8 protein-coding genes are annotated in these 9676 nt (G+C 33.9%); 6 read left to right on the forward strand and 2 right to left on the reverse strand.

Features of this window, described 5'->3' with window-relative positions; all coding sequences use genetic code 11:
- Positions 1-353: 353 nt before the first annotated feature.
- Complete coding sequence (locus CGEO_RS09980; protein ID WP_075494355.1) at positions 354-2282, reverse strand: BCCT family transporter; 1929 nt, start codon at positions 2280-2282, stop codon at positions 354-356.
- 240 nt (positions 2283-2522) lie between these two features.
- Between CGEO_RS09980 and CGEO_RS09985 the strand changes: the two genes are divergently transcribed.
- From CGEO_RS09985 to CGEO_RS10010, 6 genes are all read left to right on the forward strand, one after another.
- On the forward strand, positions 2523-3308 hold the full coding sequence (locus CGEO_RS09985; RefSeq protein WP_082255620.1) for an ABC transporter ATP-binding protein: 786 nt from the start codon (positions 2523-2525) through the stop codon (positions 3306-3308).
- Complete coding sequence (locus CGEO_RS09990) at positions 3305-4816, forward strand: ABC transporter permease/substrate-binding protein (RefSeq protein ID WP_075539974.1); 1512 nt, start codon at positions 3305-3307, stop codon at positions 4814-4816. Before CGEO_RS09985 ends, CGEO_RS09990 begins: the two co-directional genes overlap by 4 nt.
- Before the next feature lie 354 nt (positions 4817-5170).
- A complete protein-coding gene (locus CGEO_RS09995) occupies positions 5171-6304 on the forward strand; it encodes an esterase-like activity of phytase family protein (RefSeq protein ID WP_075539973.1) in 1134 nt (377 codons plus the stop codon).
- Positions 6305-6367: 63 nt separating this feature from the next.
- A complete protein-coding gene (locus CGEO_RS10000; protein WP_075494352.1) occupies positions 6368-7660 on the forward strand; it encodes a Na+/H+ antiporter family protein in 1293 nt (430 codons plus the stop codon).
- Between the two features lie 9 nt (positions 7661-7669).
- Positions 7670-8290 (forward strand): FAD-dependent thymidylate synthase, encoded by a 621-nt coding sequence (thyX, locus tag CGEO_RS10005; RefSeq protein WP_075539972.1) that lies wholly within the window; start codon positions 7670-7672, stop codon positions 8288-8290.
- A complete protein-coding gene (locus CGEO_RS10010) occupies positions 8287-8721 on the forward strand; it encodes a tetratricopeptide repeat protein (RefSeq protein ID WP_075531234.1) in 435 nt (144 codons plus the stop codon). Before thyX ends, CGEO_RS10010 begins: the two co-directional genes overlap by 4 nt.
- 341 nt (positions 8722-9062) lie before the next feature.
- On the opposite strand, the gene ruvC is transcribed toward CGEO_RS10010, so the two are convergent.
- Positions 9063-9551: a crossover junction endodeoxyribonuclease RuvC gene (gene ruvC / locus CGEO_RS10015; protein ID WP_075494349.1), complete on the reverse strand. Its 489-nt coding sequence runs from the start codon at positions 9549-9551 to the stop codon at positions 9063-9065.
- Between the last annotated feature and the right edge of the window lie 125 nt (positions 9552-9676).

Genomic DNA, 9676 nt, shown 5'->3' on the forward strand with positions numbered 1-9676 from the left:
CCCTTAAAAGACAGATAGTGTTGAAATAGCAATATTAGCTTTAACAAATTAAGATAAAACTATAAATTTATAGATATTTTTCTAAAAACATAAGTTAAATTTAACCTATAAATTTAAACAAACTAATGATTTTAGCACCTGATTTAAATGCATTTTACTAGCCATTGTCTAAATTTTAGTAAATTTCTATCTTTAAAAATATTTTAAAAACAGAAATTTACTTAACTTATACCATAAGTTGCAAAAGTTATAGCTATATGATTTAATTGTAAATTTAGATATACAAACCCATATTTAAAGCCAAATTTTACTCCACACCAAAACAGCTGCAAAAGGTAAAGTCTTTATCAAATTTATCTTACGATATGTAAAAATTGCATATGCTTTCTGTATTGTTCTACAATGTCATTTATCAACGTCTGCTTTGCCCAGCCAAATACATCGTAGTTTTGACCGCCTTCTTTTAAAAAGACTTCAGCGCGGTAGTATGAGTCATCTTTACTGGCATAGCTTGGTTTTTCCCGCTCAACAAGCTTTATACCATATAAAAAATCACTCTCATCTTTTAGCGCAACGACGATGTGAATTTTGTGATTTGCTTTGTCGGTTATGATTTTTGAATTAAGTCCATTTTTTTTAAATTCAGTTTTAATCTCAAAAAATACTGGCGCGACTACTGTTTTTACGAAGCTTTGAGCTGTCGTTTGCTCTGGTAGATATATGATATCTCGTAGTCTTTCTTGCCAAGATTTGGAGTTTTGACTAATCGGTGCAGGGTTAAAAATTTGAGTATTTTTCTTAGCAAAATCAATCTTAAGCGCTTTAAACAACCCATAAATAGCAACCATCAAAGCGATAGTAAATGGAAAAGCAAAGATTATAGTCATGGCTTGAAGCCCTGCAAGTCCATCATTTAACATCAGCACCATAGCCACTACTCCGATACTCAAGCCCCAAAATATCTTTTGCCAAAGCGCGGTTTTATCGTTGCCATTAGAACAAAGCATATTTAAAACCGTAGAAGCAGAATCTGCCGAAGTAACAAAAAAGATAATTATCATAACTGTCGCCAACACGCTTATGATGCCACTTGCTGGGAATTTTTCTAAAAACATATACAGGCTTAAAGAAACGTCGCTATTTACCATTTGTGCAAGTTTTGGATAGGTTTGAACTATCTTAATAGCGCTATTTCCAAAAAATGTCATCCACATAAAAGTAAACCCAGTCGGCACTAACAAAACACCGATGATAAATTCTCTAATAGTTCTGCCCTTTGAAATTTTTGCGATAAAAAGCCCTACAAAAGGAGACCACGCAAGCCACCACGCCCAGTAAAATAGCGTCCAACCACCAAGCCAAACTTCATTTTGTTTATCATAAGCATATAGGTTAAATGTATTTGTGATAAAAGTGGAGATGTAATTTCCTGTATTTTGAACTAGACTTTGAACTAGATATATGGTATTTCCAGTAAGAAGTATAAAGATTAAAAGCGCTACAGCCATTATCATATTTATATTACTTAAAATTTTTATCCCTCGCCCTATGCCAGATACCGCAGAAGCTGTAGCAAGAAGCGTAAAAATGGCTATTAAAATCATCTGAGTAGTTGTAGAAATCGAAACACCAAATATATAGTTAAACCCAGCATTTGCCTGTATAACGCCATATCCAAGCGAAGTTGCCACGCCAAAAAGAGTCGCCACTACCGCAAACACATCTATCATATCGCCAAATTTACCATAAATTCTATCACCAATCAATGGATAAAATGCCGAACGAAGCGTAAGTGGAAGGTTATGACGAAAGCTAAAAAATGCAAGAATGATAGCGATTATCGCATATATCGCCCACGCACTAAGCCCCCAATGAAAAAATGTGATATTCATAGCCTGTTTTGCTGCTTGAATTGTTTTTGCATCACCTGTTGGTGGATTTAAATAGTGCATAAGTGGCTCTGCTACACCAAAAAACATTAGCCCGATTCCCATACCAGCGCTAAAAAGCATAGCAAACCATGAGAAATTTTTATACTCTGGTTGTGAGTGATCAAGACCGAGTTTTATCTCGCCAAGCCTTGAAAATCCAAGATAAATCACGCTAATAACAATAATCGTAACGCTTAAAACATAAAACCAGCCAAAGTTGTTTGTTATGATACTTTGTCCGGTTTTGAAAAATGAGGTAGAAAATTCTTGAAAAAATAGTGAAAATGCCATTAAAGACAAAATCGCAGTTACTGAAGTATAAAACACCCAACTGGGTTTTGATTTATTCATATTTGCTCCTTTGTGTTAAATTCAGCGATGCTTTCAGGGTAGCAAAGTTTTTTTAAATAAAACTTAAGAAAATGCGATACAAATTCAAAATCAAACCTATAAATTTAAATTTAAACCATATTCTACTTAGCTTTTTAAGTTTAAAAATGCTAGACTTTAGCCTTAAAATCCATAAAATTTTTAGCAGTTTATAAAGATAAAAAGTTAAATTTAAAAAACAAGGCTAAATTTGGGGGCGCGATGATAGAGTTTAAAAATGTCTATAAAACTTATCCAAACGGCAACGTAGCGATAAAAAATATGTCGATGAGTATCGAAGATGCGAAATTTGTCATATTTATCGGTCCAAGTGGCGGTGGCAAAACAACCGCGCTTAAGATGATAAACCGCCTTGAAGATGCCACGAATGGGGAAATTCTTATAGATTCTAAAAATATACTTGATTATGATATAAATCTACTTCGTCAAGATATGGGCTATGTGCTTCAACAAGTCGCGCTTTTCCCACATTATGATGTTTTTAAAAACATCGCCGTCGTGCCAGAGCTTAAAAACTGGGATAAAAAACGCATAAAAAACCGCGTTTATGAGATGCTTGAAATGGTAAATTTAAACCCACAAATTTATGCTAATCGCATGCCAAACGAACTAAGTGGCGGCGAGGCTCAACGAGTTGCGATAGCTAGGGCATTAGCGGCAAATCCAAGCTATGTTTTGATGGATGAGCCTTTTAGCGCACTTGATCCTGCTACTCGCTCATCGCTTCAAGAAGATATCAAAAAACTCCAAAGTCATCTGCAAAAAACGATTATTTTTGTGACTCACGACATCGAAGAAGCGCTTCTTTTAGGAGATCAAATTTGTATTATAAATGGCGGAGAAAAGCTACTTTGCGCAAGCAAAGATGAACTTTTATCAAACGAAGATGAGTTTATAAAAGAGTTTATCGCTCTTGGACTTCGCCATAGAAATGGACTTTATAGTAAAGATGAGTGCTTGAAACTAGCCAAAATGGGGACAAAATGAACAGAGTTTTACTCACTTTAAACGAGCGAAGCGATGAGCTTATAAATGCCACGCTAACTCACATACAAATTTCGCTTCTTTCGCTTATTATCGCCCTTGTTATCGCTATTCCGCTTGGAATTTATCTAAGTTATCATAAGAAATTTGCTGAGTTTATCATAGGCTTAAGTGGCGTTATGCAAACCGTTCCATCACTAGCTTTGCTTGGACTTTTGATACCATTTGTTGGTATCGGCACGACTCCAGCTGTTATAGCACTTGTAGTTTACGCGCTTCTTCCGATTTTACGAAATACCTACACTGGGCTAAATGGTGTTGATCCTATCTATACGCTCGCAGCTCGTGCTATGGGTATGAACTGGGCTAAAAGACTTTTAAAAATTCAACTTCCACTTGCAATGCCTGTGATTATGGCTGGAGTTCGCACAGCTATGGTTTTAATCATCGCAACAGCGACTCTAGCAGCGTTAATCGGTGCTGGTGGACTAGGAGAGTTAATACTGCTTGGACTTGATAGAAATGATAACGCGCTAATCCTACTAGGTGCGATTCCTGCGGCACTTTTGGCAATCGGGTTTGATTACTTGCTTCGTAAAATCTCAGTGTTAAAACTAAAACAAATTTTGGCTTGTTTTATAGGCGTTATCATTGTCTTTGGTGGACTAAATTTAGCCTTAAATCACCAAAGCAAGGGCTTAGTTATAGCTGGAAAACTTGGCAGCGAGCCTGAAATATTAATAAATATTTATAAAATTTTAATCCACGATGAGATGCCGGATTTAAAAATCGAGTTAAAAAGTGGACTTGGAAAAACTAGCTTTGTCTTTAATGCACTTCGCTCAAACGACATCGATATTTATCCAGAATTTAGCGGAACTGCGGTGGTTTCTTTGCTAAAACAAGCACCAAAAAGTGGTGGCGCAAATGCGGTTTATCAACAAGCAAAAGATGGGTTAAAAAGCGAGTTTGACATAATTACACTTGGACAAATGAAATACAACAACACCTACGCAATCGCCGTTAAAAAGGACTTTGCAGATAAATTTGGACTTAAAAATATATCAGATTTAAACCATGTTCAAGATAAAATCATAGCCGGATTTACACGTGAGTTTAACGACCGCGATGACGGATATAAGGGCTTAAAAGATAGTTATGGCTTTGAGTTTAAAAAAGTTGTCTTACTTGAACCAAAGCTTCGCTACACAGCGCTAAAAAACGGTGAAGTAAATTTAATCGACGCTTACGCCACAGATAGCGAACTTCAAAGGTATAATCTTGTCGTTTTAAAAGATGATAGAAACTTTTTCCCGCCATATCAAGGCTTTGCTATGGTTAAGGCTTCTATGCTTGAAAAATATCCTAAGCTTGAAACCGCGCTTAATAAGCTAAATGGCAAAATTAGCGATGAACAAATGCGAAAGATGAACTATGATGTCGCGGTTAATGGAAAAGACGCACACGATGTTGCACTGAAGTTTTTACAAGAGATTGGGCTTAAAAAATAGGGTTAAATTTAGTTTTCAAGCGCTAAATTTACATTTTTTTGGTATAAAAATTAAATTTATTTTTGAAGTTTTTAAGTATATTTAAAATCCTAAATTTGTAAATTTTATACTTTGTATTTGAATTGTAAAATATTATAAAACTAACTAAATTTATGTTAATTACGCAAATATAATAGTGCGCAAAAGCCGTGTTTAAAACTGCTTTTAAATTTTTAACACATTAAATATTAAAAAACTAAATTTATACAAAAATATAACTTTATATTTTTACCTAAAATAGTAATTTGTAAATTTTATCTATCATCAAAATGTTTCCAAACCTTGTTAAAATACCTAAATTTATAAGGAGAATTTATGAAAAAAGCTTTTTTAATACTTGCATTTTTAACCTCTTCAATCTTTGCAACACAATACCAAATCCAAGAAGTAAATATGCCTTTTGGCGATGTTGGCGTTAAAATGCCTATAAAACTTGATGTTGGTTTTGGAAGCGGTGCGTTTTATGATAAAAAGAGTGATTCTTTATATGTTATTACAGATCGCGGGGCAAATATAGACTGCGATGACACAAAGAAAATTTTAGGAAAAAAGTTATGCAAAAAAGGTAAAATCTTCCCATTTCCAAAATTTACTCCAACTATTTATAAGTTAAATTTATTAAATAATAAATTTGAAGTAACAAAGCAAATTCCACTCAGAACAAAATCAAAAGCTTTAGTAAGCGGTATTTCAAACCCACAAACCGAAATTTCATACGATTTAGACTTAAATGAGTTAGATTATGATGTAAATGGCATAGATTCAGAAGCTATTAGTATGGATAAAGATGGAAAATTTTATATAGCTGATGAGTATGGACCAAGCATTTTTATAACAAATTCTATAGGCGAGATTCAAGAAAGATGGGTGCCAAATGGCGTTGGAAAAAGTTTGTTTAAAGCTGATTATGATATAGTTGAAAACATCCCTGCAAAACTGCGAAATCGCCAGCTAAACCGTGGTTTTGAAGCAGTTGCTATAAGCCCAGACTCAACCACTCTTTATACTATGCTTCAAAGCCCGTATAAAGATGAAATTTCAAGTAAAAAAGTTCCGCTTTTACTTTTTGATATAAAAACTAAAAAACTCATAAAACAACTTTATTATCCCCTAGATAACGCAAGCAGTTTTATAAAAGATAATACCAAAAAGAAACGCAAACAAAACGATGTCAAAGTAAGCGAGATGAGTATGCTTGAAAATGGCGATTTAATCGTACTTGAACGCATAAACAAAACAACAAAATTTTATAAAGTTGATGTTAAAAATGCAAAAGATGAAAGCGTACTTAAAAAAGAGCTGATTTTTAACACAGATAGCGTTAAAAATTTCCCTTCTAAAATCGAAGCTTTAGGAGTAGTTTCTGATACTCAGTGGATTTTAATTAACGATAATGACTTTGGAATCAATGGCGAAAAAACGCAGATTATCAGACTAAATTTAAGGTAAAAAAACAAAATTTAAGCACGGTTTAAATATAATAAACTTTGCATTTTAAATTTAAGGAAAATCGTGCTTACAAACCCAGTTTTAATCAGCGTTATTTTGATGATGGTTTTATGCCTTTTAAGGTTTAATGTGATGTTTGCCATACTCGTATCTGCCGTAGTTGCAGGACTTGTTGGAGGCATAAATTTAGAAAATACAATCTCAACTTTTATAAACGGAATGAGTGGAAATTTAGAAACCGCACTTTCATATATACTGCTTGGAATTTTAGCAGCTGCGATTTCTTATACGAATTTAACTACCATTTTAATTAACAAAATTTCAAATTTCATAAGTCATAAAAAGATATATTTTATACTAACTCTTGCGCTGATTGCGTGCTGTTCGCAAAATTTAGTTCCTATTCACATCGCATTTATCCCTATACTTATCCCGCCACTTCTTCCACTGATGAATAAGATGAAGATCGATCGTCGTGCTGTGGCGTGTGCGCTAACTTTTGGTCTTAAAGCACCTTATATCTCACTTCCGGTTGGATTTGGTCTGATATTTTTTGGAATTATTCAAAAAGAGATGTCAAATAACGGCATAACTGTTAGCATACAAGATATCTCAAGCGTTATGTGGATGGGCGCGATTCCTATGATAATAGGGCTAATTCTTGCGATTATCGTTTATAGAAAACCACGTGAATATAAAGATATAGAAAGCTCTATGCCAAAAAATTTAGATGATATTAGCATGACTTTACACGAATGGGGCGCGCTAGTTGGCATTATCGTAGCTTTTATCGTTCAGATAGTTTATAGTTCACTTCCACTTGGCGCTTTACTTGGAATTATTGCGATGATGATAACTGGCGGCATTAAATACAACAAGATGGAAGAGGTCTTTGATAAAGGTTTTGCGATAATGGGCTTTATCGCCTTTGTTATGCTTGTAGCATCTGGTTATGGCACGATTTTAAGGGAGACTGGCGGGATTAGCGAACTTGTAAATGCAGTAGCAACTATCGCTGGTGGAAAGCTTGGTGGAGCAATTTTAATGCTTGTAATTGGACTTTTAGTTACTATGGGGATTGGAAGTAGTTTTGGAACTATTCCAATAATAGCAGCGATTTACTGTCCATTATGCGTGCAACTTGGCTTTGATACACCATCGATAATCATGCTAATTGCGATTGCAGCTGCGCTTGGAGATGCTGGAAGTCCAGCAAGCGATAGCACACTTGGGCCAACTTCGGGACTAAATTTTGATGGACAACATAACCATATTTATGACACTTGCGTGCCGACATTTATATTTTATAACATTCCACTTTTGATTTTTGGCACGATTTTTGCGATGATTTTATAAAGGATAAAAATGGAAGTCAAACTACTAAATTACACGCCACTTTTAATCTGTTCAAACGCCATTCGAACTTGTTGGCAAAGCTTTGATAAAAGCGATAATGGCGGAGAAAAAGACTGCGAGTTAATCGATAGAGTTGGGAATAAATTTAAACACGCCTCAACGCTAGAACATCTAAACTATAACTTCTATATAAAAGGCATTTCAAGAGCTCTTTTACAAGAGTTAGCACGTCACCGCATGGCAAGTCTAAGCGTAAAATCGACTCGCTACACGCTAAAAGAGCTTAAAAAAGAGAGCGAGTTTAAACAAGGCGATTTTAAAAATGCAAGTCGCTATATCGTACTAACTGGAAATGAGTTTGTCGATAACTTTAGCATTCAAGCTTTAGAAAATATGCGTTTGATTTTACAAGAAATTTCTACAATCGATATCGCTAAATACGCGCTTCCAGAGTGTTATAAGACTGAACTTACGTGGAGTGTGAATGCTAGAAGCTTGCAAAATTTTCTAACTCTTAGAAGCTCAAAAGCAGCACTTTGGGAAATTAGAAATTTAGCTAATGCTATTTTTCAAGCTCTACCAGAGGAGCATAAATTTATATTTGAAGATTGTATGGGAGAAAAGATATGAAAAGGCTGATTTTACTGCCATTTTTAGCACTTTTTTTATATGCACAAAGCGGTGAAAATGAGTTTAAAAAATATGATGAAAACTGCACAAAAGGCGATGAATTCTCATGTGCGCAAATCGGTATGACATACTTAAAAGAGAGTGATTTAGAGGGTGCTTGGGTCTATTTTGATAGAGGCTGTAAAGCTAAATTTGGCGTATCTTGCGAGCTTAAAGCATATATGCAAACACAAATTGGCGAGTATGATGAGGCCTTTAAAACTTTTAGCAAAGCATGCGATAACAACAGTAGCTACTCTTGCTTAAATTTAGCCGTGCTTTATGATAATGGAAATGGCGTTAAAAAAGATATAAAAAAAGCAACTAGCCTTTTTGCAAAAGCTTGCAAACTAGGCGATAGAAGCGCTTGCCAGATGCTAAATGTGAGATAAATTTAGTTTCTCTTCTAAGTGTGATTATGATAAATTTTTGTGTTAGTTCTAAATTTAAAAGCAAAGTTAAATTTAGTTATGAGAATAAATTTTATTTATAAAAGAATATCATATTTATAAGTAAAATTTGTTTATATCAAGAAATCTAGCCGCTTTTTTGACTAACATTTTTTATAAATTTAAAGGCAAATTTATACTCTATAAAAATAAACTTTAAATTTATAAAGCTTTCACAAACGACTATAAATTCACTCTTTTTCTAAATTTATCACATTTTTAAGCAGCTATAAATTTTAACAAAAGCTTAAATTTAAATTGATTTTACTTTTATCTGATTAAATTTATTTAATCTTTTGAGCTTTAAATTTAAGCTGATTTGCGTGAGTTAAAGCTATAGCGATAGCGTCAGTTATATCAAGAGGTTTTATTTCTTGTTTGATGTTTAGAATTTTTTTAACCATAAAAGCGACTTGAGTTTTATCAGCTTTTGCTTTTCCAGTGACTGACTTTTTTATCTGAAGTGGCGTATACTCACTAAATTCGCCATGAATTTGTAAAATTCTAAGTGAGAGAGCTCCACGAAATTGCGCTAGTTTTAAAACTGTTTTTGGATTAAAAGCGAAAAATATATCCTCAATCGCAACTTCATCAATCTCATGATTTTTAAAAACTATATCAAGCCCCTCGCAAAGCTCAGTTATTTGATAATTAAGTGTGCTTGGCTTGATTTTGATTAATCCCGCCTCGACTAATTTTACATTCACACCATCTTTTTGCACTATCGCATACCCACAGTTTCGAGTTCCTGGGTCTATTCCTAAAATTTTCATTCACACACTTTCAAGTTTTATTCACATCTTATTCACACAAAGATAACCAAATTTTGCAAATTTAACACTTAATTTATCAAAATTTAGATAAAATATAAAGCATTTTACATTAAGAGAGGGATTTT

Source organism: Campylobacter geochelonis (assembly GCF_013201685.1).
Taxonomy (GTDB): Bacteria; Campylobacterota; Campylobacteria; order Campylobacterales; family Campylobacteraceae; genus Campylobacter_B; species Campylobacter_B geochelonis.